The sequence below is a fragment of the Oceanicola sp. D3 genome (assembly GCF_006351965.1).
Lineage (GTDB): Bacteria > Pseudomonadota > Alphaproteobacteria > Rhodobacterales > Rhodobacteraceae > Vannielia.
This window is the reverse complement of sequence record NZ_CP040932.1, coordinates 1,002,173-1,025,461: the sequence shown is the minus strand read 5'-3', so window position 1 is coordinate 1,025,461 and position 23,289 is coordinate 1,002,173. Positions and strand designations below refer to the sequence as shown.

General features: G+C 64.2%; 22 protein-coding genes. 15 read left to right on the top strand and 7 right to left on the bottom strand.

Features of this window, described 5'->3' with window-relative positions; genetic code table 11:
- Positions 1-2 precede the first annotated feature (2 nt).
- The 3 genes from FHY55_RS05285 to FHY55_RS05275 all read right to left on the bottom strand — a co-directional run bounded on the left by FHY55_RS05285 (position 3) and on the right by FHY55_RS05275 (position 3,139).
- The gene (locus FHY55_RS05285) at positions 3-944 is read right to left on the bottom strand and encodes a carbohydrate ABC transporter permease (RefSeq protein WP_140013192.1); all 942 of its coding nucleotides are present in this window, start codon (positions 942-944) and stop codon (positions 3-5) included.
- Positions 937-1,827, bottom strand: a complete 891-nt coding sequence (locus tag FHY55_RS05280) for a carbohydrate ABC transporter permease (protein ID WP_140013191.1) — start codon at positions 1,825-1,827, stop codon at positions 937-939. The genes FHY55_RS05285 and FHY55_RS05280 overlap by 8 nt, the downstream gene beginning before the upstream one ends.
- Before the next feature lie 79 nt (positions 1,828-1,906).
- Positions 1,907-3,139 (bottom strand): ABC transporter substrate-binding protein, encoded by a 1,233-nt coding sequence (locus FHY55_RS05275; protein ID WP_140013190.1) that lies wholly within the window; start codon positions 3,137-3,139, stop codon positions 1,907-1,909.
- A 203-nt stretch (positions 3,140-3,342) separates the two neighbouring features.
- Here FHY55_RS05275 and FHY55_RS05270 point away from each other — a divergent pair, with 203 nt between their 5' ends.
- Complete coding sequence (locus FHY55_RS05270) at positions 3,343-4,386, top strand: LacI family DNA-binding transcriptional regulator (protein WP_140013189.1); 1,044 nt, start codon at positions 3,343-3,345, stop codon at positions 4,384-4,386.
- Between the two features lie 23 nt (positions 4,387-4,409).
- On the opposite strand, the gene FHY55_RS05265 is transcribed toward FHY55_RS05270, so the two are convergent.
- Positions 4,410-5,762 (bottom strand): NAD(P)H-dependent oxidoreductase, encoded by a 1,353-nt coding sequence (locus FHY55_RS05265; protein WP_140013188.1) that lies wholly within the window; start codon positions 5,760-5,762, stop codon positions 4,410-4,412.
- A 251-nt stretch (positions 5,763-6,013) separates the two neighbouring features.
- Between FHY55_RS05265 and FHY55_RS05260 the strand changes: the two genes are divergently transcribed.
- Genes FHY55_RS05260 through FHY55_RS05245 form a run of 4 tightly spaced genes read left to right on the top strand, consistent with a single transcriptional unit; the run spans position 6,014 to position 9,490 of the window.
- Positions 6,014-6,790, top strand: a complete 777-nt coding sequence (locus tag FHY55_RS05260; protein ID WP_254695489.1) for a transketolase — start codon at positions 6,014-6,016, stop codon at positions 6,788-6,790.
- Positions 6,787-7,830, top strand: coding sequence for a transketolase family protein (locus FHY55_RS05255; RefSeq protein ID WP_140013186.1), 1,044 nt, complete (start codon positions 6,787-6,789; stop codon positions 7,828-7,830). Before FHY55_RS05260 ends, FHY55_RS05255 begins: the two co-directional genes overlap by 4 nt.
- Positions 7,823-8,725 (top strand): NAD(P)-dependent oxidoreductase, encoded by a 903-nt coding sequence (locus FHY55_RS05250; RefSeq protein ID WP_140013185.1) that lies wholly within the window; start codon positions 7,823-7,825, stop codon positions 8,723-8,725. Before FHY55_RS05255 ends, FHY55_RS05250 begins: the two co-directional genes overlap by 8 nt.
- Before the next feature lie 6 nt (positions 8,726-8,731).
- Positions 8,732-9,490, top strand: coding sequence for a glucose 1-dehydrogenase (locus FHY55_RS05245; protein WP_140013184.1), 759 nt, complete (start codon positions 8,732-8,734; stop codon positions 9,488-9,490).
- An 83-nt stretch (positions 9,491-9,573) separates the two neighbouring features.
- Here FHY55_RS05245 and FHY55_RS05240 read toward each other — a convergent pair whose 3' ends face one another.
- Genes FHY55_RS05240 through FHY55_RS05230 form a run of 3 tightly spaced genes read right to left on the bottom strand, consistent with a single transcriptional unit; the run spans position 9,574 to position 12,139 of the window.
- Positions 9,574-10,530, bottom strand: coding sequence for a LysR substrate-binding domain-containing protein (locus FHY55_RS05240; RefSeq protein WP_140013183.1), 957 nt, complete (start codon positions 10,528-10,530; stop codon positions 9,574-9,576).
- A 10-nt stretch (positions 10,531-10,540) separates the two neighbouring features.
- Complete coding sequence (locus FHY55_RS05235) at positions 10,541-11,386, bottom strand: fumarylacetoacetate hydrolase family protein (RefSeq protein ID WP_140013182.1); 846 nt, start codon at positions 11,384-11,386, stop codon at positions 10,541-10,543.
- Positions 11,387-11,428: 42 nt separating this feature from the next.
- The gene (locus FHY55_RS05230; RefSeq protein ID WP_140013181.1) at positions 11,429-12,139 is read right to left on the bottom strand and encodes a GntR family transcriptional regulator; all 711 of its coding nucleotides are present in this window, start codon (positions 12,137-12,139) and stop codon (positions 11,429-11,431) included.
- Between the two features lie 246 nt (positions 12,140-12,385).
- Between FHY55_RS05230 and FHY55_RS05225 the strand changes: the two genes are divergently transcribed.
- From FHY55_RS05225 to FHY55_RS05180, 10 genes are all read left to right on the top strand, one after another.
- Positions 12,386-13,402: a TRAP transporter substrate-binding protein gene (locus tag FHY55_RS05225; RefSeq protein WP_140013180.1), complete on the top strand. Its 1,017-nt coding sequence runs from the start codon at positions 12,386-12,388 to the stop codon at positions 13,400-13,402.
- A 125-nt stretch (positions 13,403-13,527) separates the two neighbouring features.
- Positions 13,528-14,340 (top strand): TRAP transporter small permease subunit, encoded by an 813-nt coding sequence (locus FHY55_RS05220; protein WP_254695423.1) that lies wholly within the window; start codon positions 13,528-13,530, stop codon positions 14,338-14,340.
- 3 nt (positions 14,341-14,343) lie between these two features.
- Positions 14,344-15,936 (top strand): TRAP transporter large permease subunit, encoded by a 1,593-nt coding sequence (locus tag FHY55_RS05215; RefSeq protein WP_140013179.1) that lies wholly within the window; start codon positions 14,344-14,346, stop codon positions 15,934-15,936.
- A 77-nt stretch (positions 15,937-16,013) separates the two neighbouring features.
- Positions 16,014-17,102: a mandelate racemase/muconate lactonizing enzyme family protein gene (locus FHY55_RS05210; protein WP_140013178.1), complete on the top strand. Its 1,089-nt coding sequence runs from the start codon at positions 16,014-16,016 to the stop codon at positions 17,100-17,102.
- A gap of 12 nt (positions 17,103-17,114) precedes the next feature.
- Positions 17,115-18,056 carry a phytanoyl-CoA dioxygenase family protein gene (locus tag FHY55_RS05205; protein WP_140013177.1) on the top strand — a complete coding sequence of 314 codons (942 nt, stop codon included), beginning with the start codon at positions 17,115-17,117 and terminating at the stop codon, positions 18,054-18,056.
- A 46-nt stretch (positions 18,057-18,102) separates the two neighbouring features.
- Positions 18,103-19,596, top strand: a complete 1,494-nt coding sequence (locus FHY55_RS05200; protein ID WP_140013176.1) for a UxaA family hydrolase — start codon at positions 18,103-18,105, stop codon at positions 19,594-19,596.
- A gap of 136 nt (positions 19,597-19,732) precedes the next feature.
- Positions 19,733-20,749: a Gfo/Idh/MocA family protein gene (locus tag FHY55_RS05195; RefSeq protein WP_254695422.1), complete on the top strand. Its 1,017-nt coding sequence runs from the start codon at positions 19,733-19,735 to the stop codon at positions 20,747-20,749.
- Position 20,750: 1 nt separating this feature from the next.
- Positions 20,751-21,644 (top strand): NAD(P)-dependent oxidoreductase, encoded by an 894-nt coding sequence (locus tag FHY55_RS05190; protein ID WP_140013174.1) that lies wholly within the window; start codon positions 20,751-20,753, stop codon positions 21,642-21,644.
- Positions 21,641-22,360: an SDR family oxidoreductase gene (locus FHY55_RS05185; protein WP_140013173.1), complete on the top strand. Its 720-nt coding sequence runs from the start codon at positions 21,641-21,643 to the stop codon at positions 22,358-22,360. Before FHY55_RS05190 ends, FHY55_RS05185 begins: the two co-directional genes overlap by 4 nt.
- A gap of 10 nt (positions 22,361-22,370) precedes the next feature.
- Positions 22,371-23,288 carry a DMT family transporter gene (locus tag FHY55_RS05180; RefSeq protein WP_140013172.1) on the top strand — a complete coding sequence of 306 codons (918 nt, stop codon included), beginning with the start codon at positions 22,371-22,373 and terminating at the stop codon, positions 23,286-23,288.
- Position 23,289: the final 1 nt, after the last annotated feature.

The following is a 23,289-nucleotide window of genomic DNA, read 5'->3' as shown; positions in this document are numbered from 1 at the left end:
CCTCAGCCTTTGACCGCGCCAGCGGCGATGCCGCGCACGAAGAGTTTTCCGGAGATGAAGTAGATGACGAGGGGCACCAGACCGGTGAGAAGGGTTGCCGCCATGTTGACGTTGTATTCCTTCACGCCCTGCACCGAGTTGACGATGTTGTTGAGTTGCACGGTCATCGGGTAGAGGTCTGGCTTGGTGTAGACGACGCCGAAGAGGAAGTCGTTCCAGATGCCGGTGACTTGCAGGATCATCGCGACAACGAAGATCGGTAGGCTCATCGGCAGCATGATTTGCAGGTAGATCTGCCAGAATCCCGCCCCATCGACCCGCGCGGCCTTGAACAGCTCTTCGGGCAGCGAGGTGAAATAGTTGCGGAAGAGCAGCGTGAGGATCGGCATGCCGAAGACGGAGTGCACCAGCACCAGCCCGGTGAGCGAGCCGTAGAGGCCGATTTCGCGCAGGATGATGACGATGGGGTAGAGCATGACCTGATAGGGGATAAAGGCCCCGAAGATCAGGATGGTGAAGAAGATATCCGCCCCCTTGAACCGCCAGTTGGCGAGCGCGTAGCCGTTGACCGAGGCGATGAGGATGGAGAGGAACACGGAAGGCACCGTGATGCGCACCGAGTTCCAGAACCCGCGTGAAAGCCCGTCGCAGTTGAGGCCGGTGCAGGCCTCGGCCCAGGCCTTCACCCAGGGCTCGAAGGTGATTTCGACCGGCGGGGCGAAGATGTTGCCGAGGCGAATTTCGGGCATCCCCTTCAGCGAGGTCACCACCATCACCCAGAGCGGCAGCAGGTAGTAGAGCGCCACGACGATCAGCGTGCCGTAGATGAAGATGTTGCGGCGCGAGAAGCGGCGGCGCGGCTTGGGGCCACGGGGGCCGGAGAGCGCGGGCGCGGCGGCATCGGCCCCGGACACGGTGGCGGAGAGGGTTGCGGGGTTAGACACGCTTCTTCCCTCCAAATTCGAGATAGGCCCAGGGGATGATCACCACCAGCACGGCGAGCAGCATCATGGTGGAGGCGGCAAAACCCTGACCGAGGTTTTGGCCTTGGAACATGTAATCATAGACGTATTTGGCGGGCACATCCGAGGCGATGCCGGGGCCGCCGCCGGTTTGCGCCACGATCAGGTCGTAGAGGCGCACGATGCCGGAGGCGATGATGACGAGGGTGGTGATGAAGACCGGGCGCATCATTGGGATGACGATGAAGATGTAGGTTTTCCACATCGGGATCCCATCTACCCGCGCGGCCTTCCAGATTTCTTGGTCGATGCCGCGCAGGCCCGCGAGCATCAGGCACATCACAAGGCCGGTGCCCTGCCAGAGCCCGGCGATGAGCACGCCGTAGATGACGATGTCGGCGTTGTAGAGCGGGTCGAAATCGAAGCTCTCCCAGCCCATTGCCCGGATCACCGACTGGATGCCGAAATCGGGGTTGAGGAGCCATTGCCAGACAAGGCCGGTGACGATGAAGGAGAGAGCGAAGGGGTAGAGCAGGATGGTGCGGAAGGTGTTTTCGAACCGGATTTTCTGGTCGAGCAGAGCCGCCAGCACGAAGCCGATCACCAGCGAGAACACCACCATGCAGGCGCCGTAGATCAGCAGGTTTTCGATTGCCACGTTCCAGCGCTCGGTGCCCCAGAGGCGCTCGTATTGCTGCAAACCCACCCATTTCTCGCGGGGCAGCAGCTTGGAATTGGTGAAGGAATACACCACCGTCCAGATCGTGCCGCCGGTGAAGACGACGAGCGCCGTCAGCACCATCGGGATGGCGGCGATCTTGGCGTTTATGTTTCGAAAGAGCCCTAACGGGCGGGCCGAGGCCATAACGCTCCCCTCTCGCGCTGGTCGGTTTCAGCCAAGGGGCCGGGCCGCTTGCGCAGCCCGGCCCCGGGTGGACGCCGTATCAGTCCTTGTTCGCCACGATGTCGACAAAGCGGGCCTGAGCATCGGCGGCGCTGATCGACGGATCCTGGAAAAACTGGACGAAGAGGTCGTTCAGCTGGTTGTTGGTGTCTTCGGTGTTCAGCTGGTTCACGTCGGGCATGGTTTTGCCGTCGGCGAGCAGCTGGAGACCTTTCTTCATGCAGTCGTTGGCATTGGCGAGGTCCACATCACCCCGGATCGGCAGAGAGCCTTTCTTGAGGTTGAAGGCCACCTGCGTTTCGGGCTTCAGCAGCGTTGCTGCCAAGGCATCCTGCGCGGCTTCGGTCTCGGCATCGCCGGTTTCGGGGAAGTAGAAGGCATCGCCGCCGGTCGAAAGCACCTCGATCACGCCAAGGCCGGGCAGGCAGGTGTAATCTTCGCCCGCAACCTCACCGGCCACGGCAAACTCACCCTGCGCCCAGTCGCCCATGATCTGGCCGCCTGCGGCATCGGTGATGACAAGGTTGGTCGCTTGGTTCCAGTCTTGCACGTTGGAGCCTTCGACCATGCCGCGCATGTCTTCGGCGGCCTGGAACACGCGCGCGAGCTCTTCACCCGCCGCCATTTCGGCATCGCCCTCGCCGTAGACCTGTTGCAGCACATCCGGCCCGGCCAGCGTGGCCATCAGCACGTTGAACGCGCCCGACGATTGCCAAGGCTGACCGCCCAGCGCCATCGGCTGGATACCCGCTTCGCGCAGCGCCGGTGCGGCGGCCACGAACTCGTCCCAGTTGGTTGGCACGTCCACACCGGCCTTCTCAAAAGCGCCGTTGGAGAGCCAGAGCCACTGCCAGGAGTGGATATTGACCGGGGCGCAGTAGATCTTGCCATCGACGGTGCAGGACTCCAGCAGCGACGGCGGGTTCACGATGTCCATCCAGCCCTCGGCCTCGGCCACGTGGGTCATGTCGCGCAGGAGACCGGCCTCGATCAACTCTTCGGCCTGCCGACCGTGGTTGAACTGGAAGGCGCCCATCGGGTCGCCGCCGATGATCCGGCTGACCATCACCGGGCGGGCGGTGCCGCCGCCGCCGGCAATCGCGCCGTCGACCCATTTGTGCTCGGTCTGGCCTTCAAACTCGGTGGCAAACTGCTGCACGGCAGCCGCCTCGCCGCCCGAGGTCCACCAATGGGTGACCTCCAGATCGGCAGCAGAAAGAGCGGAACCCGCGCAAAGCGCCGTGCCCGCCATCAGGATGGTGCGAAACGTCATTTTATTCCTCCCTGCGGGCCTTGCCTTCCGGCGGCCCATGTCTGTCACGCGCCGTCCTCTTCGGCGCTTGTAATCGTTTACACGTTCAGAGCTTTGTGCCCCGCGCTTGCATGTAAACGATTACATGGATATTTTCGCCCAGAGCCGCCCTTGTCAAGCGCGGGTTCATCGCTAAACGACTGCGACGCGAGGGATTTAATTCGATGGCTCAAAAAACGGTCAGAATTCGGGATGTTGCACGGGCTGCCGGGGTTTCCACCGCGACGGTGAGCCGGGCGCTATCGAATCCCGATCTGCTGACTGAAAGCACACGCAAGGCGGTTGAAGATGCGGTGCGAATCACCGGCTACCGGGTGAACCACGCCGCGCGGAACCTGCGGATGCAGCGGGCGGGGGCGGTGCTGGTGCTGGTGCCCAACCTCGGCAACCCCTTTTTCAGCACGATCCTTGCAGCGATCTCAGAGAGTTTTGCGGGCAGCGATACCTCGGTGCTCATTGCCGATACCGCGAGCGGTGAATCCGGCGGGCGGGAACTTGCCGGGTACTTCCTCGACGGGCGGATCGACGGGATGATTTCGCTCGATGGCGGGTTGGCCCGGAGCGATCTTGCCGCCTTTGATGCAGCGGGCGTGGCTGACCGGATCGTTTTTGCCTGCGAATGGGTCGATGGGGCCACCCTGCCCTCTGTGCGCTCCGACAATGAGGCGGGCGCACGGCTGGCGGTGCAGCACCTCTATGATCTTGGCCATCGCGACATTGCCCATGTGACCGGACCGGCGGGCAACGTGCTGACCAAGGCGCGGCGCGCGGGAATGCTGGCAGAGCGCGCGCGGCTTGGCCTGCCCAGCCGGGACGACTGGATCATCCGGGGGGACTTCTCGCTGGCCTCGGGCCGGGAGGCCGCGCAGCGGATCATTGCCATGAAGGAGCGCCCCTCGGCTGTGTTCTGCGCCTCCGATCAGGTGGCCTTTGCGCTGATGTCGACGCTGATGGCGGCGGGCGTGCGGGTGCCGGAGGATATTTCGGTGGTGGGGTTCGATGATATTGATCTCAGCAAGGTCTATACCCCTGCGCTCACCACCATCCGGCAGGACCGGCATGCCCTTGGGGCACGGGCTGCGCGGCTGCTGCTGGAGCGGATCGCAGCCACGAACGACCCGCTTGCAGCCGATGATGGCAGCTGCGTCGAGATGGTTGGCGTTGAATTGGTGGCCCGTCAGAGCACCGCCGCACCGGGAGAGGCCTAGGCCCGTTTGCGGGCGAGGCTGATTTAGCCCCCTGCCCCCTGCGAGAGCAGGCGGCGTTGCTCTTGCCGCAGGCTGTGAATGTCGAGATCGTCAACGATATCAACATCATCGAGGCTCACCACCTGATCGCGGCGGACCGAGCGCTTGAGCCTCACGTGATGCGCAAGGCCGATGGGCAGGGCGTTGAGCGCGACTGACTCGCGCGCCGGAATGGCCTTGGCCCAAACCTTGAAGCCGCCCTCGCCATCGAGATAGTCGCCCGCCTCAAACGCGCCCTTGGCCGTTGCCACCGCATCGGCCCGGAACAGGCGGGACTCCCCGGTTGGCTCGTGCCGCAGGCAGGCCGATAGCACCGACACCGCCGTTTCCAGCCCGATGAGGTGGAAGGGCCGCCACATCGAGCCATACCAACCGCTCTTGTCGGTCATCAGCCCGTATTGGTTGAAGCACTGGCGGGTGTATTCATTGGGGGCGCGGAAGGTGACGAACATGCCGTATTGGATGTTGTTCAGCACGGTGCGCCCATCGGGCTCGCGAGAGGCGGCGATGTCGACGATGCCCTCTTTCTCCAGCTGCCCGCCTTCGCTCACCGGCTTGAACACTTCGGCAAGGTCTTGCAGCCCGGCGGGCGGGAAGGCGAGGCCGTTGACCGGGCAATCCATCCCGGTGGCATTGGCGACCGCCGCCATTTCGATGGCCGCTTTCGTTCCGTCGGTAAAAGAATTGTACATCTTCGGATTGAAGTCGCCCGAGGCCACCTGCTCGGGGGTGAAATCGAAGTAGTCCCAGACGGTATCGGGGGTGGAGTAGCGGTAGGAGGGGCAGAAGTTCATCCCCTTGCCCGCCGCCACCAGCTCGAAGCCGCAGCTGTTGACCCAATCCACCAGCTCGCACATTGCCGCCGGTTGGTCGCCATAGGCCATAGAGTAGACAACCCCAGCCGCGCGGGCCTTTTCGGCCAGCAGCGCGCCGACCATCACATCGGCCTCGACGTTGACCATAACCACATGCTTGCCGGCCGCGATTGCCGCCAGCGCGTGGCGGGTGCCCGCAAGCGGGTGGCCGGTGGCCTCGATGATGCATTCGATCTCGTCGCAGGCCACCAGCGCGGCGGCATCTTCGGTGATCCATGTGCGGCCACTCGCGAGCGCATCTTGTGCCGAGGTGGCTGCGAATTGCTCGCGCGGCCAATGCACCCGCTCGAACGAGCCGCGGGCTTTTTGCACATCGAGATCGGCCACGCCGACCACATGCAGCCCCTTGATGTGCCGGGCCTGCGCGAGGATCATCGAGCCGAATTTTCCGGCCCCGATCAGCCCGACGCGGACCGGTTTTCCTTCAGCGACCCGTGCCGCCAGCTTGCTCGACAGGTTCATGTCCAACTCCCTTGTGTTGGCGGCAAACTAGGCGTGCCCGCGCGGGCGTATCTATCAATTTCTCCTATGCGGTGATTAAGCAGGGCTTCACCACAGTTTAAGAATACGTCGTTGTTTGCCGTCGAGCACCCTGCCAGAACCCTCGTTGGAGAACCGGAGCGCAAAGGGAGGAGCGGCCAGTGGAACATGCGGCAGGATCGAACGTGAGCCTTGCGCGCCGGGCCTGGGCCATCCGACGCAATGCGCTGCGGATGGGCGAGGTGCAGGGGCAGGGATATATCGGACAGGCGCTGGGAGCGGCCGACGTTCTGGCGGTGTCTTACTTTCATGCCATGCGCTATCGGCCCGGCGATCCCGACTGGGAAGGGCGGGATCGCTTTCTTCTCTCCATCGGCCATTACGCCATCGCGCTTTATGCGGCGATGATCGAGGCCGGGATTCTGCCTGAGGACGAGATTGAGACCTACGGGATGGACGACTCGCGCCTGCCGATGAGCGGCATGGCGGCCTATACGCCGGGGATGGAAATTACCGGCGGCTCGCTCGGCCACGGGCTGGGCATTGCAGTGGGCATGGCGCTGGGGCTGAAGCGCAAGAAGAACGACGCCTTTATTTACAACATGTTGAGTGACGGCGAGTTGGGCGAGGGCTCCACTTGGGAGGCGGTGATGGGCGCCGCCGCATGGAAGCTCGACAACCTCATCGCCATCGTCGACTTCAACAACCAGCAGGCCGACGGGCCGACCACGGAGGCGCTGGCAACAGGGCCGGGCACCGAGGCCGCCAAGTGGCAGGCCTTCGGCTGGCACGCCGAGGAGGTGGACGGCAACGACATTGACGCTGTTGTGGCGGCGTTTGACCGGGCACGGCACCTGAAAGAGCCGAGGCCCCGCGCGATCATTTGCAATACCAAGATGTGCAAGGGCGTGCCCTTTCTGGAGGAGCGCGAGATTACCCATTTCGTCCGCGTGGAGCCCGAGGAATGGGCCAAGGCGCTGGCCCATCTGGACGGGGAGAAGCCCGCATGAGTATCGGCCCCAACTCCCGCCGCACGCCCGCGCATATTGCCCGGCCCAAGCCCGCCGAGCGCGGTGCGCGCACCTCTGCCATGATCGCCTCGCTGGATGCCGAGGGCCGCGACACCATCGCCGCGCCTTTTGGCCACGCGCTCGTTGATCTGGCCAAGAGCCGGGATGATATTGTTGGCCTTACCGCCGACCTGAGCAAATACACCGATCTGCATGTGTTTGCTGAGGCCTACCCCGACCGGTTCTATCAGATGGGCATGGCCGAGGCGCTGCTGATGTCTGCCGCAGCGGGCATGGCGCGGGAGGGCTTTACCCCCTTTGCGACCACCTATGCCGTCTTCGCCTCGCGCCGGGCCTATGACTTTATCGTCATGGCGATTGCCGAGGAGAACCTGCCGGTGAAGATCGTCTGCGCCCTGCCCGGCCTTACCACCGGCTACGGCCCCAGCCATCAGGCCACTGAAGACCTCGCCATCATGCGCGGGATGCCGAACATGACGGTGCTCGACCCTTGTGATGCGGTGGAAACCGACCAAGCGACCCGTGCGCTGGCCGATCATCCAGGCCCGGCCTACATGCGCCTGCTGCGCGGCAAGGTGCCCAACGTGCTGGGCGAATACGGCTATGAGTTTGAGCTTGGGAAGGCCAAGGAAATAAGGGACGGCCGTGATGTGCTCTTCATCTCCTCCGGGTTCATGACGATGCGCTGCCTCGACGCCGCCGCCGCGCTGGAGAAGGACGGGGTGAGCTGCGCCGTGCTGCATTCGCCCACCATCAAGCCGCTGGATGAGGCCACGATTTGCGCCGAGGCCGCCAAGGGCGGGCGGCTGGTGGTGACGGCGGAGAACCACTCCGTCACCGGTGGGCTGGGGGAGGCCGTGGCCGGGGCGCTGGCCCGCAACCAAGTGCATGTGCCCTTCCGGCAGGTTGCCTTGCCTGATGAGTTTCTCGACGCCGGGGCGCTGCCTTCGCTTCACGAGCAATACGGGCTATCGGTGCGTAGCATCACCACAAGGGTAAAGGGCTGGCTCAATGACTGACACGAACACTGGCACGGCAATCATCGGCCTCGGCGTCATGGGGCGCGGCATGGCGAAGAACATCCTCGCGGCAGGCATTCCGCTGACGGGGTTCGACATGGCGCAGCCTGCGCTCGACGCGCTGAAAGAGATGGGCGGCACCCCTGCGGCCTCTGCTGCCGAGGCCGCCAACGGGGCTTCGCTGCTGATCCTCATGGTGGTCAACGCCGCGCAGGCCCGTGCCGCGCTGTTTGAGGCCGGGGCTGCCGAGGCGCTCTCTCCCGGCGCGACCGTCATGCTCTCTTCTACCGTAGCCCCCTCTGCCGCCCGCACCATTGGCGAAGAGCTGGCCGCAATGGGCCACCACCTGCTTGATGCGCCGGTTTCGGGCGGGCAGGTCGGGGCCGAGGCGGGCACGCTCACCATCATGGCCTCGGGCTCTGCCGCCGCGTTCGCGCGCGCCGAAAAGGTGCTGGAGGCCACCGCTGGCACGCTCCACCGACTTGGGGATGAGCCGGGTATGGGCGCGACCTACAAGGTGGTGCACCAGCTTGCGGCCGGGGTGCATATTGCCGCCGCCGCCGAGTTGATGAGCTTTGGCGCGAAGGCGGGCTGTGACCCGGAGAAGCTGCATGAGATCGTCATGGCCTCTGCCGGAGCGAGTTGGATGCTCGGCAATCGCGGGCCGCGAATGATGGAGGCCGACCCTGAAGTGACCTCCACCGTCGATATCTTCATCAAGGATCTCGGGCTGGTGGAAGAAACGGCCAAGGAAGCTGAAGCCCCCGTGCCGCTCGCCGCCCTCTCGCTGCAACTCTTCTCCGCCGCCCGCGCCCTTGGCCACGGCAAGGCGGATGATGCGCTTGTTATCCGCGCCTATGAGGCGCTTACCGGAAAACCCGTTCACGAAAGCTAAACGCCAATGCCCGATCTTCTCACCGGAAAAACTGCCATCATCACCGGCGCCGCCTCTCCGCGCGGCCTTGGCAAGGCCACCGCGCGGCTCTTTGCCGAGCATGGGGCCCGGGTGGCCGTGCTGGACCTTGATGCCGATGCGGCAGCGGGTGCGGCGGCGGACCTGCCCGGCGAGGGCCACATCGGGCTGGCCTGCAATGTGACCGACAAGGAGGCCTGCGAGGCAGCCTTTGCTGCGGTTCTGGAGGGTTTCGGCGCGGTGGATATCTTGGTGAACAACGCCGGGATCACCCAGCCGCTGAAGTTCATGGAGATCGCACCCGAGAACTACGACGCGGTGCTGGATGTGAACCTGCGCGGCACGCTTTATATGAGCCAGGCCGCGCTGCCGCATATGCGAGGGCGCAAGAGCGGCTCGATCATCAACATGTCGTCCGTCTCCGCTCAGCGCGGCGGCGGCATCTTTGGCGGGCCGCATTACTCGGCGGCCAAGGCTGGGATACTGGGGCTGACCAAGGCGATGGCCCGCGAGGCCGCGCCCGACAATGTGCGGGCCAATGCCATTTGCCCCGGCTTCATTGCGACCGACATCACGGCGGGCAAGCTGACCAACGAGATGAAGGCCATGGTGCTTGACGGTATCCCGATGGGCCGCGCCGGGGAGGCCTCTGACGTGGCGGGCTGTGCGCTGTTCCTTGCCTCGGACCTTGCGGCCTATGTCACCGGCTCGGAGGTGGATGTGAACGGCGGTTCGCTGATTCACTGAAGGTTGCTTGGGGGGGCTCATCCACGGGCTCGCCCGTCTCTTCGCCCCTGCGAAGACGCCTCGAAGGGCGGATGAGCAGCCCCCTACCCCGCCAGTTCCGTTGCGCTCTCGAAGCTTTCCACCGTCAAATGGTGCCGCGACACGATTTCTTCCACCTCGCGCCCATGCCGCTCGGCCTCTTCCGAGATCCATCCAAGGAAGATCTGCACCGCTTTTCGGTTCAGATAGCGGCTCGGGCAGATCGCCCAATGGGCAGGAAACCGCAGCACCGGCAGATCGGGCGTGACCGGCACCAGCCGCCCCTCCGCCACTTCGGCGCGCGCCACGGCCAGCGACTCCAGCACAATGCCCATGCCGTCCAGCGCCAGTTGGAGCGCCATGGACGAGCGGTCCATCAGCAGGCTCTTGCGGTTGGCGGGGGTTTCGATGCCGTTGCGCAGCAACCATGTGTCCCACTGGCAGAGGTTGCGGGCGGAATCGATAAACCGGCCCGTCTCCAGCGGGTTGCCCCCCAGTGCGGCCAGATAGGCCGGCGTTGCCAGCGGCAGAATGTGATCGTCCACCACAGGCTCCACATGCATGCCACCCCAGTTGCCGGTGCCGTAGCGAATGTCGAGATCCATGATTTCGCGGTCAAAATCGGTGGGGTCGGGGGCGGCGTCCACGCGCAACTCCCACTCCGGGTGCTTCTCGACGAAGCGCGAGAGCCGGGGGCCGAGCCAGAGCACGCCGAAGCTGGGCGCCACGCGCAGGTTCAAGCGCCGGGTCTCCCGCGAGCGCCCGAGGTTTTGCCGCGCATCCTTCAGCATCCGCAGCGCGGTGCCCGCCGATTGATAAAGCTGCTCGCCCTCCAGGGTAAGCGACAGTTGCCGCCCGTCGCGGCGAAACAGCTTTACGCCGAGCTGTTGCTCCAAGAGCTTGATCTGCTGGCTGACGGCGGAGGGCGACACCGAAAGCTCTTCGGCAGCGCGGGAGAGCGTGCCCCGCCGCGCCACCGACTCGAAATAGAGGATGGCATTCAGGTTTTCCGTTCGTGCCATCCCTGTTCCCTTACTCTGCCGCCACGGTCTCCTGCCGCTGGCGGCCAAGGCCCTCCACCTCGATCTCCATCACGTCGCCGGGCTTGAGGAAGCGCTGCGGCTTCATGCCCATGCCCACGCCCGAGGGCGTGCCGGTGGCGATGATGTCGCCGGGCTGGAGCTTCATGAAACGGCTCATGTAGCTGATGATTTCGGCCACGGTGAAGATCATGTCATCGGTGTTGGAATCCTGCACCGTCTCGCCGTTGAGATCGAGCGAAACGCGCAGCTTTTGCGGGTCTGCCACTTCGTCGGCGGTAACGAGGTAGGGGCCGGTCGGGCCGAAGGTGGGGGCGGATTTGCCCTTGATCCACTGGCCGCCCTTCTCGATCTGGAATTCGCGCTCGGACACATCGTTGATGGTGCAATATCCGGCCACGTAGCTCAGAGCATCGGCCTCGGAGACGTAGAGGGCCTCTTTGCCGATCACGACGCCAAGCTCGACTTCCCAGTCGCTTTTGACGGAGTTGCGCGGGATGACGACCGTGTCGAAGGGGCCGCTCAAGGCGCTGCTCGCCTTCGAAAAGATGATCGGCTCCTTGGGCGGCTCCGCGCCGGTCTCTTCGGCGTGTTTGGTGTAGTTCAGGCCGATGCAGAAGAAGTTGGGCACCGAGGCCACGCAGCTGCCGATCCGGCCGGGCTCTTCGACCACCGGAAGGCTTGCCACGTCGAGCGCGCGGATCGCATTGAGCGCTTCGAGTGAAACGCCCTCGCCCGCAAGCTCGCCGACTTTGCCGGACAGGTCGCGGACCTTGCCTTCACCGTCGAGAATGCCGGGCTTTTCCGCGCCTGCGGGGCCAAAACGCAAGAGTTTCATAGAGTCTCATTTCCTTTGTTGAGTGTTCACTGTCCGGGGCCGTCACTTGACGTTGGGAGCGGGCTCCGGGGCATTTGCAGGTGCGCCGGGCTGCAACTCGCCGACGCGGGTGTTGGTATCGAAATGTCGGCGGATCTGGCGGCGCAGCGCGTCGAGGTGGGCCGAAATGGTGACTTTGACCTTGCGCTTGTCGCGGTCGCGCAGGCCCTGAATGATGCCGTTGTGCTCGTCGAACACACGTTGCTGGCTGCGCCCGATCCGGCTGCCCAGAAACCGCGCGCGCCAGAGCTTGGCGAGATAGGTGCCGTGGGTTTCTGCCAGAGCCGGGTTGCCGGAGGCGCGGACGATGGCGCTGTGAAACTCCATGTCGATTTCGAACAGGTCGATCTCGTCGGTGGTTGGGGCGAGTTCCTCCATCCGGGCCTGCACAGCGGCGGCGGCATCTATCTCGGCCTCAGTGGCATGCGCCACGGCAAGCTCGCCGGAGAGCAGCTCCAGCGCCTTCAGCACTTCGAGGTTGTCCACGACCTCTTTCCATGTCGGGTCGGCCACGATGGGGCTGCGCGAGGGGCGCAGCTCGACCAGACCTTCCAGCGACAGAATGCGAATCGCCTCGCGCATCGGCGTGCGGCTTACGCCCAGTTCTGCGGCGTTGTCGCGCTCCTTTATGGAAGCGCCCGGACGCAGCGCGCCCCTTAGTATTTCACGCCGCAAACGCTTCGCGATCTGCTCCGGCAGCAGTTTATCCGCCATATTCCGCCTCTTCCCCGCGATTCCCTCCACGGCACGGGCAGAACTTGGGCAAACGCCGAATGTTCAACCATAAAAAAGTGCCTCTCCGGAAAATTTGGTATACCAAAAGTCGTTGATTGTCGACCACGCTTCGGCTAGCGTCCCGCTCCAGATGGTATGCCATCTTTCGCCGCGCGTTGGAGGACGCGCCGTATGAAAAGCGGTTCATCCCGGGGAGGGAAAGGGCCGCGCAGGGAGGATAACTCTATGAAACTTTCGACCGTTTTCACGACGGCCACCGCTGCTGCCCTCATGGCAGGTGCCGTGTCCGCGGAGCCGATCACGCTTCGGATTCAGACCCACTACGCCACCGAGCACCCCACCGGGCAGGCGCTGGCCACCTGGATTGATGATGTTCAGACCATGTCGGGCGGCGATATCACCGTCGAGATGTTCTACTCTTCGTCCGTGGTTGCCACGACCGAGACCTTCGACGCCGCCATCAACGGCATCGTCGATTGCGACGCCACCGGCGGTGCCTACCAGACCGGCAAGAACCCGGCGTTCCAGTTTGTCGGCGACATCATGGGCGGCTACGACACCCCGTGGCAGCAGTACTCGTGGCTCTACTACGGTGACGGCTACGCCGCTGCGCAGGAGCTCTACAACGCCCAGGGCATGCAGCTTATCGGTTGGTCGATCTACGGCCAGGAGAGCCTTTCGTCTTCCAAGCCGATTGCCGGCTTCGAAGACCTGAAAGGCTGGAAGTTCCGTTCGCCCCCGGGCATGGAAACGGAGATCTTCGAAAAGCTCGGCGCTTCGCCGATCGTGATGGACTTCACCGAGATCTTCACCGCGCTGGAAACCGGCATCATCGACGGTGCCGACGCCTCGGGCCTGGCCAACAACGTGGGCCTCGGTCTCTACGACATCGTGAAGCACGCCACCTACCCGGGCTTCCACTCCATGCCCTCTGACCACCTTGCCTGTAACAAGGATGTCTGGGACGGCATGACCGAGCAGCAGCGCCGCATCATCGACACGGCATGGCAGAAGCTCAGCTTCCAGATCGCCCTCTCCAACGAGAAGGCCAACGCCGAAGCTGCTGCGATGCTCACCGAGCAGGGTGTGACTCTTCACGCATGGTCCGAAGCAGACCGCGCCGAGTTCCGCAAGGCCGCTCAGGTTGCATGGGACGACTGGGGCACCCGTTCGCCCGAGGCTGCTGCCCTGCTGGAAAGCCACAAGGCCTACCTCTCGCAGCTCGGCCTGATCAGCGAGTAATCGTTTGGTCCGGGCGCGCTGCGAGGTGCGCCCGGACACACCGATGAGCCCCGCCCGCCGGGGCTCATCGCACCTTCGCAGCACAATCGCTGCACCTGAAACATGACCGCTTGGGGAGGCGCGCCGTGTCGGAAATTCTCGAAAAAGAAAGTGTTTGGCTCGGATCGCTCCGAGGCCCGGTGCGGATGGCCGCGATTGGTTTTACCGCCGCGACCTTGCTGATCTGGCTCTGGCTGGTGGTCAACAACCTGATCTCCGAAGACGCCTATGGCATGCATGAAATGATCCGCCCGGCAGGCAAGCCGATTGTCTGGGCGATGCTTGGCAGCCTACTTGGCGCCATTCTCTTCGGGTCGATCTACCTTTCGGACTTCATTGGCGCTATCGAAGACAAGCCTGGCGGGTTTTTCGACATTCTGTCGCTTGTGACTTCGCGGATGGCGATGATCATGATCGCGCTGATCGTCATCGTCATGTTTTACGAGGTGGTCTCGCGCTACGTCTTCTCGCGGCCGACGCTTTGGGCCAACGAGCTTTCGCTCTGGATCGCGGGCGTGGTCTTTCTGTTTGCCGGGCAATACGCCATGCAGCAGCGCAGCCACATCCGCATCTACGTGATTTACGACATCATGCCCCGCTGGGCGCAGAAGACCGCCGATTGCGTTTCGGTCGGCCTCATCCTCGGCTTCACCTTCGCCCTCGTCTGGGGCGGCTACGGCGATGCCAAGACCCGCCTGCTGCGGATGGAGACCTTCGGCACCGCGTGGGATCCGCCCATTCCGGGCACCATGAAGGCCGCCATTCTGTTCATCATCTGTCTCGTCGCCGTTCAGGCCGTCTCCAACCTCATCGCGGATTGGAACAAGGCCCCCGAGCACCACACAGACGAGCTTGACGAGCAAGAAATCGAAAACATCCGCAAGACGCTGGAGGACTGATCCATGGTCGATATCGGCACCCTCAGCCTGCTCGTCCTTGCAGGCATGTTCATCCTGCTTGCCATCGGCATGCCCCTCGGCTTTGCCTCCGCCTTCCTTGCGGTGGTGACGCTGATCCTCAAATTCGACGTCGACATCCTGTTCCGCGACTTCGGCAAGGGCCCGTTTTCGGTGCTTGGTCAGGCCGTCTACCGGCAGATGACGAACTACGTTCTGATCTCGATACCCTTGTTCATATTCATGGCCGCCCTGCTGGAGCGAACGGGCATTGCCAAGGACATGTATAACTCGCTGAACGTCTGGCTCTCCCGGATGCGCGGCGGCATCGCCATCGTCACCTCTGTCATGGCCGTCATCATGGCCGCCATGTCGGGGATCATCGGCGGCGAAGTGGTGCTGCTCGGCCTCATCGCCCTGCCGCAGATGCTCCGCCTCGGCTACAACCAGAACCTCGCCATCGGCACGATCTGTGCCAGCGGCAGCCTCGGCACCATGATCCCGCCGTCGATCGTGCTTATCTTTTACGGTCTGGTGACGGAAACCTCGATCAAGGCGCTGTTCACCGCCTCCTTCCTGCCCGGCTTCATGCTGGCCAGTTTCTTCATCGTCTACATCCTGATCCGCACCAACCTGAACCCCTCGCTGGCCCCGCTGCCGCCCGAGGAAGAAGGCGCCGTTGTGGGCAAGGAAAAGGGCATGCGCTTCCTCGGCTTCCTCGCCTATTTCGGCCTCTGGATCACCGGCGTGCTGTTCCTGCGGGCGGTGTTCTTCTGGGCCACCGGCGAGGGCTACGTGACAGAAGGCGTCGATCCGATCGCGCTCGGTATGGTCTATCACATGCCCTGGATCGCGCTGGCCTTCGCACTTTGCGGCGCCGCTGTCTTCCTCGTGGGCCGCGAACGCACCCGCGAGGGCTGGGACATGGGCAAGGGCCTCGTCGCCCCGGTCATCGTCATCGGCGTGGTGCTCGGCTCGATCTACATGGGCATCACCGGCATCACTGAGGCCGCCGGCATGGGCGTGGTGGCGGTGTTCACCATCTCCGTCCTGCGCCGAGAGATGACCTTCGATATCGTCTGGGACAGCCTGATGCGCACGCTCAAGTCCACCGGCACGATCATCTGGGTGACCATCGGTGCGGCCGCACTTGCTGCGGCCTACACGCTCGCGGGCGGGCCGACCTATGTGGCCAACCTGATCGTTGCCGCCGAACTGCCCACAATGGGCGTGATCCTGGCGATGATGCTGATCTTCCTCATCATGGGGATGTTCATGGATTGGGTTGGCATCGTGCTGCTGATCATGCCGGTGTTCCTGCCGATCGTGCTGAAGCTGCCGGTTGAGGATATTGGCATCTTCGGCGAGCTGAACCCGCGCCACGTGGCGATCTGGTTTGGTGTGGTGTTCTGTATGAACATGCAGGTCAGCTTCCTGTCGCCACCCTTCGGCCCTGCGGCCTTCTACCTGAAGTCCGTGGCTCCGTCGCACATCACCCTCACGGCGATCTTCCGTGGCTTCCTGCCCTTCATCTGCCTCCAGCTGCTGGCCCTCTCGGTGCTGCTGATCTGGCCGCCGATCGTCTCGGTGTTCCTCTGAGGCATTGCTAAACGCCGGGGCGACAAAGCCTCGCCCCGGCGCTTCCATTTTTCAGGCCGCAAGGAGCTTGCAATTCCATGGCCCAGATCGACCGCCTTCAGGCCGACCACTACATCATCCCACTGCCGCAAGTGCTCGAAGACTCGATGCACGGCGCGATGGAGAATTTCGAGGTCATCATCGCCCGCGTCACCGACTCTGACGGCGCGGAGGGCGTGGGCTACACCTATACCTGCGGCGTGAACGGCGGCGCGATTGCCGATATTCTCACCCGCGAGATGGCCCCGCGCGTGGCGGGCCGCGACGCCGACGTGATTGAAGCGATCTGGAAGGATCTCTGGTGGGCCTGCCACTACGGCGGGCGCGGCGGCCCGACTGTTATGGCCCTCTCCGCGCTCGACATGGCGCTGTGGGATTTGAAGGCCAAGCGCGCCGGTCTGCCGCTCTGGCGGCTTCTTGGTGGGTATGACGCACGTGTGCCCTGCTACATGGGCGGGGTCGATCTGCATCTGTCGCCGGAAGAGCTGGTGGAGCAGACCCACCGCAACTTCGAGGCCGGGCACCGCCACATTAAAATCAAGTGCGGCCGCGATGCGCTGCGCGAGGACGTGGCCCGAATGGCGGCGATGCGAGAGGCCTTTGGCCCGGATATGCCGCTGATGACCGACGCCAACATGAAGTTCACCGTCGATGGTGCCATTCGCGCCGCCCGCGCCTTCCGCGAGTTTGACCTGACGTGGTTTGAAGAGCCGATCCCGCCAGATGACCCGGCTGGGCACGCCCGCATTCTCTCCGAGGGGGGCATCCCGCTAGCCACGGGTGAAAACCTGCGCACGCTCTGGGAGTTCAAGACGCTGATCGACAGCAAGGGCGTCAGCTACCCTGAGCCTGACGTCACCGGCTGTGGCGGTGTGACCGGCTTCATGAAAATCGCCGCGCTGGCCGAGGCCCATCATCTGCCCGTCACCAGCCACGGCGCCCATGACGTCACAGTTCACCTGCTCGCCGCCTGCCCCAACCGCAGCTTCATGGAAACCCACAGCTTTGGGCTGAACGACTACATCGAGACCCCGCTGACCGTGGTGGAAGGCCATGTCACCGCGCCCGAGGCACCGGGCCACGGCATGGCCTTCGACTGGGACAAAATGGACGCCTGCCGCGCCTGAGGAGAAGCCAGAATGCTCACCCAAGCCCAGATTGACACCTTCAACACCGAAGGCGTGCTCGTCGTCGAAGATGTGCTCCCTGCTTCCGTGCTGGAGGGTGTGAAGACCGAGTACACCGCCCTGCTCGACCGGCTCTACGAGGGTTGGCACGCCGAGGGCCGGGTGCCCGCGCCGGAGGGCATGGACTTTTGGCAGAAGCTGCTGGTGAGCTACGAGGCGGGGTGCGAGTGGTTTCAGCCGATGGATATTACCCTGCCCGGCGGCGCGTTTACCGCCGACACGCCGATGCATCAGGGCCCCGCGGTTTTCGAGATGCTCCGCTGCGAGCGGTTGCTGGATATGGTCGAGGCGCTGATCGGGCCCGAGATCACTTCCAACCCGATCCAGCATGTTCGCCTCAAGCCACCCTCACGCACCCTGCGCTCGGGCGAAACCACCGCCCATATTCAGGCCACCGATTGGCATCAGGATCGCGCCGTGGCCCATGCAGAGGGCGACAACACGCATATGGTGACTGTGTGGCTGGCGATCTCCGATGCCACGCTGGAGAACGGCTGCCTTCAGGTGGTGCCCGGCAAGCCGCAGATGTATCCGCACTGCCCGCAAAAGCAGACCTCCATCGCCCCCGGCCTGCTGGACGAGAGCAAGGCCCGCCCCCTGCCGGTAAAGGCGGGCGGCGCGGTGATTTTCCATCCGCTGACGCCCCATGCCTCGCTGGATAACGTGGCCAATGATTTTCGCTGGTCCTTTGACATCCGCTACAACGTCACCGGCCAGCCCACCGGGCGCGCCCACTTCCCCGATTTTGTGGCCCGCTCGCGGGCCAAGCCGGAAAGCGAGTTGAAGGACTGGCGCGTCTGGAAGCAGATGTGGGAAGACACCCGCGCGCGCCTCGCGCCCGAGCCGCATATCCCGATTCACCGATGGGACGGCAACGCCCCCGTCTGCGCCTGATCCACCCCTGTAGGGTGGGCAATTTGCCCACCATCCCGGAGCCAATATGAGCCAAATCGTCCGTCTTTCGCCCGATGATAACGTCGTCACCGCCATCAGCCCGCTGGAAGTGGGCACAGAGGGTGCCACTCAGCTGATCCCGCGTGGCCACAAGATGGCCGTGGAGGATATCGCCAAGGGCGCGCCGGTGCGAAAATATGCACAGGTGATCGGCTATGCGGCGGAGGAGATCCCGGCAGGGGCGCATGTGCATTCGCACAATCTCGAATTTCGCAACGTCGACACGGCCTACGAGTTTTCCACCAACCTGCGGCCTGTCGAACCGGCGACGCAGCGCGACACCTTCAAAGGCTACCGCCGCGCCTCCGGCAAGGTCGGCACCCGCAATTACATCGCCGTGCTGACCTCGGTGAACTGCTCGGCCACCGCAGCCCGGATGATCGCCGCGCATTTCACCCCGGACACGCTCCAAGCCTACCCCAACGTTGATGGCGTGGTGGCTTTCGTTCACGGCACCGGTTGCGGCATGGCGGGCGATGGCGATGGGTTCGAGGCACTGCAACGCGTGATGTGGGGCTATGCCAAGAACCCCAACATCGGCGCTGTGCTTATGGCGGGGCTGGGCTGCGAGATGAACCAGATCGATTGGCTGATCGAAGCCTACGGCCTTGAGCCGGGGCCGCGCTTTCAGACCATGAATATTCAGGATGTCGGCGGCCTGCGCAAAACCGTGGAGCTGGGCATCAAGAAGATCGAGGCGATGCTGCCGATCGTCAACGAAGCCGAGCGCGAGGAATGCCCGGCCTCGGATCTTACGGTCGCGCTGCAATGCGGTGGCTCCGATGCGTGGTCGGGCGTCACCGCCAACCCCGCCGTGGGTTACGCCTGCGATCTGCTGGTGGCGCAGGGCGGCACCGGCGTGCTGGCCGAGACGCCCGAGATCTACGGCGCCGAGCATTTGCTCACCGCCCGCGCGGTGGACCGTGCGACCGGCGAAAAGCTCATTGGCCTCATCAAGTGGTGGGAGGATTACACCGCTCGCAACAAGGGCTCGATGGATAACAACCCAAGCCCCGGCAACAAGAAGGGCGGGTTGACGACCATTCTTGAGAAGTCGCTCGGCGCGGCGGCCAAGGGCGGCACCACGCCGCTGACTGGCGTTTACAAATATGCCGAGGAGGTCACCGCCAAGGGCTTCACCTTCATGGACAGCCCCGGGTATGACCCGGCCTCGGTGACGGGCCAGATCGCGAGCGGCTGCAACCTCGTTTGCTTCACCACCGGGCGCGGCTCCGCTTTTGGCGCAAAGCCCAGCCCGTCGATGAAGGTCGCTACCAACACCGAGATGTTCAACCGGATGACCGAGGATATGGACGTGAACGCCGGCCGCATCCTCACCGGTGGCGCTTCCGTCGAAGAAGTGGGCCGCGAGATTTACGAGATGTGGCTGCGCATGGCCTCGGGTGAGCAGAGCAAGTCTGAAGCGCAGGGGCTTGGCGACTACGAGTTCGTCCCTTGGCAGATCGGGGCGGTGATGTGAGGGGGCTCGCCGCAATTCAGGGCGAAGAGCGGGCGATGCTCGCGATGAGCCACATGCGGCTCGTCCGTCCTTCGAGACGTCCTCGCCCGTGACCGCTCCGCTGCCTCTTTGCATCGTCGGTGCAGGCTCTATTGGCATGCGCCACGTCGAGGTGAGCACCGCTTCGCCCGCCGTGGAGATCACCGCCGTGGTGGAGCCCTATGCGCCCCGCCGGGCGGAGTTGGCTGCGCAGGGCCTTTGCGCTGTGGGTTCGTTGGATGATGTGCCGCCGCACACCCGCGCCGCCGTCATCGCCACCCCCACGGGCGACCACGCCGCAAGCGCATCGGCCTGCCTTTCACGCGGCTGGGCCGTGCTGGTTGAAAAGCCCACCGCCGCCACGCTCGACGAGGCCCGCGCCGTGGTGGCCGAGGCGGAGGCGGCTGGCCTTCCGCTTTTCACCGGCCACCACCGCCGCTGCCACCCCTTTTCCATCGCCGCCCGCGAGGCGCTGGCTGACATCGGCGAGCTGGTCGGCGTGCAGGGGCTTTGGAGCCTGCGCAAGCACGACAGCTACTATGATGTCGACTGGCGCCGCGCCCCCGGTGCAGGGCCGCTGCTGACGAACCTCACCCATGAGATCGACCTGCTGCGCTTCTTTGTGGGCGACATGACAGAGGCCACCGCCCTGCTCTCCTCCGCCCGGCGCGGCTTCGTGATCGAGGACACTGCCGCCGTGGCCTTCCGCTTCGCCAACGGGGCGCTTGGCTCTTTCCTGATCTCCGACGCCGGGGCCTCGCCCTGGTCTTTCGAGGCGGCGAGCTATGAGAACCCGGCCATCGCCGGGTCGGGCGAGGATTACATTCGTATCGTCGGCACCGAGGGCGCGCTGGCCTTCCCTTCTCTCACCCGCTGGGGGCGGTCCGGGCCGGGTGAGATTGAGTGGTCGAAGCCGCTGGTGCGGGAAGTGGGCGCGGGCTTTGGGCGGATCGACCCGCTGCTCGCCCAGATCGAGCGCTTCGCTGCTGTCGTCGCAGGCGGGCAGGACAGCGTGCTTTGCACCGGCGCCGACGGGATCGCTGCGATGGAAATGACACTTGCCGCCGCCCTATCGGGCAAGAGCGGCAAGCCAATCACCCCGGCAGAGGTGCCGGGCGACTACACGGGAGTATGAGATGAGCAAGGAAACCATTGGCTTCATCGGTCTCGGCCTCATGGGCCGCGCCATGGTGGGCTGTCTGCAAGCGGCGGGCCACCCGGTGATTGCGCTTGGCAACCGGGACCGCAGCGGGATTGAAGAGGCGATCTCACGCGGTGGCTCAGAGGCCGAGAGCGCCCGCGCGCTGGCCGAAGCTGCGGACATCGTGATGCTCTGCATGGGCACGTCCGAGCATGTGGAAGGCCGCATCTATGGCGAGGACGGCGTGCTGGCCGGGGCCAAGCCCGGGCAGGTGGTGATCGACTTTGGCACCTCGCTGCCCGCCTCCACCCAGAAGATCGCCGCCGACCTTGCCGAGAAGGGCGCGACCTATCTCGACGCGCCGCTGGGGCGCACCCCGGCCCATGCCGAGAAGGGGGAGCTGAACATCATGTGCGCGGGAGACAAGGCCGCCTATGACAAGGTGAAGCCGGTGCTCGACACGCTGGGAGAGAACGTCTTTCACCTCGGCAAATCCGGCAACGGGCACACGATCAAGCTGATCAACAATTTCTATGCGATGACAACGGCTTCGGCCATGTCGGAGGCCTTTGCCATGGCCGATGCGGCGGGCATTGAGCGCGGCGCGCTTTATGACGTGATGGCCGCCGGCCCGAACCATTCGGGCATGATGGACTTCATCAAGAACTATGCCACCGGCGGCCAGATCGACCTGGCCTTCTCCGTCACCAATGGCGCGAAGGACGTGGGGTATTATCGCCAGATGGCGGCGGACCTCGGGCTCAACAGCCGGATGTCGACCGCCACAGACGCCACCCTGCGCGAGGCCCGCGACGGTGGCTCGGGGGATATCATGGTGCCCGAACTGGTCGATTGGATGGGCGACAACCTCGGAAAGGATCCGAAATGAGACTCGCAGGCAAGAAAGCCTTCATCACCGCCGCCGGCCAGGGCATTGGCCGGGCGATTGCTGAAACCTTTGCCCGCGAGGGCGCCAAGGTGGTGGCGACCGACCTGAAGGCCGACCTGTTGGAAGGGCTGGATGCGGACACCTTCGCGCTCGACGTGCTCGACCGCGCGGCTCTGACCTCGGCCATCCAGGCCGCCGCGCCTGACATTTTGGTCAATTGCGCCGGGGTTGTTCACGCGGGCACCATCGAAGAGGCAAGTGACGGCGACCTCGACTTTGCCATCAACCTCAACGTCCGTGCGCAGATGCACGCGATTCAGGCCGCGTTGCCGATTTTGCGGGGCAAGGGCGGCGGGGCGATTGTGAACATCGCCTCAGTGGCCTCCTCGATCATGGGGGTGCCCAACCGCTTCGTTTATGGCACGTCCAAGGCCGCTGTGCTGGGGCTCACCAAGTCGGTCGCCGCCGATTGCATAACCGACGGCATCCGCTGCAACGCGATCTGCCCCGGCACCGTTGACAGCCCCTCGCTGCACGAGCGCCTGCGGGCCACCGGCGATTACGAGGCCGCGATGAAGGCCTTCGTTGCCCGCCAGCCGATGGGCCGCATCGGGCTGCCGCAGGAGATTGCAGACCTTGCTCTTTATCTTGGCAGCGATGAAAGCCGTTACATGACCGGGCAGTGCATCGCCATTGATGGCGGAATGTCGAACTGAGGCGCAATCCTTGAGCGAGCCGTTACCCAGAGAAGACCGCACCGCCGCGGGCGTTGTCACCATGCTGCTTGCGGTGTGCTTTTTCATTTGCATCGACACCTCGGCCAAGTGGCTCACGCTCACCGGCCTTCCGGTGCTGATGGTGGTTTTTGCGCGATATTTCGGGCATTTCGTTTATGCCTGCGGGATCTACCTGCCGCAGGAGGGCTTTGCCTGCTTTCGCTCGCGCGCACCGCTCAAGCAACTGCTACGGTCCTGCTTTTTGTTCGGCTCCACGCTCCTCAACTTTTTCGCGCTGAAGTATCTGCCGATCACGGTGACGACGACGATCATGTTTGCCGGGCCGATCGTGGTGACCCTGCTGGCCATCCCGATCCTTGGCGAAAAGGTGGGGCTGCGCCGATTTCTCGCCGTGGCAACAGGGTTTTTGGGGGTGCTGGTGGTGATCCAGCCATGGGGGGCCGAGTGGCACCCGGCGATGTTCTTCTCGCTTGGCGCGCTTTGCATGGCTTCGATGTATTTCGTGATGACGCGGCTTTTGGCGGGGATCGAAACCAACGCCACGCATCAGGTGTGGTCTGCCGGGCTCGCCTCTGCGGTGCTCGCGCCTTTCGCTTGGTCGGCATGGACATGGCCCGAAACGACGACCCAATGGATCGTGCTGTTCGCCATCGGCGTTTTCGGCCTGCTCGGCCATGTCCTCGCCACCACGGCGCACCGCTGGGCGGATGCCTCGATCCTTGCGCCGATGGTATACAGCCAGATCTTTCTGGCTGCGGTGTCCGGTATTCTGGTGTTCAGCCAGTGGCCGACGATCTGGACGCTCGCAGGCGGCCTTATCATCATCGGCTCCGGCCTTTACATCTGGCAGCGCGAGCGCGCCGTGCGGAAGCGCCAGATTATCGACGCCGCCCACCCGAACTTCTAAC